Source organism: Pseudomonas sp. 32_A (assembly GCF_017490905.1).
Taxonomy (GTDB): Bacteria; Pseudomonadota; Gammaproteobacteria; order Pseudomonadales; family Pseudomonadaceae; genus Aquipseudomonas; species Aquipseudomonas inefficax.
The window spans coordinates 1-396 of sequence record NZ_JAFGYI010000416.1 but is presented as its reverse complement, the minus strand read 5'-3'; the positions used below and the strand labels follow the sequence as shown (position 1 = coordinate 396).

Below are 396 nucleotides of genomic sequence, written 5' to 3'. Positions count from 1 at the left end.
CGCGGTAGGGCGGGCTGTCCGGGTCCTGCAGCCATTTCAACCAGAGCAGTTCGCTGGTGCCGGAAGCGGGAACATGCGGTTCAAGGCGGGGGACGACAGCTTCGGTAACGCCACCACCCAGGCACAGGGCCATGGTCTTGGCGTAGGCCACCCCGGACTCACGATCGTTACCGTCGTAGTCGTACGCCTCGGCCAGCTTGAACATGGGCGTATCGAACAAGGCAGCGTACGCCTTTGCGTCCTTGTCGATGTAGCGCTGAAACTCGCGCTCCTGCTGGTCGTATTCAGCCTGGAACGCGGCCCGCTGCGGCTCGTGGTAGCGTTGTTCAAGCCGCTCGTCACTCTCCTGCTGCGCACGCTCGACCAACCGCTGCCGCTCGACTGTCGGCTCGACGA

The 396-nt window shown here is 64.1% G+C and carries 1 pseudogene; it reads right to left on the bottom strand.

The window, feature by feature from the left end:
• Positions 1-396 (bottom strand): annotated as a pseudogene (locus tag J5M58_RS27315) (hypothetical protein); the annotation flags it as partial.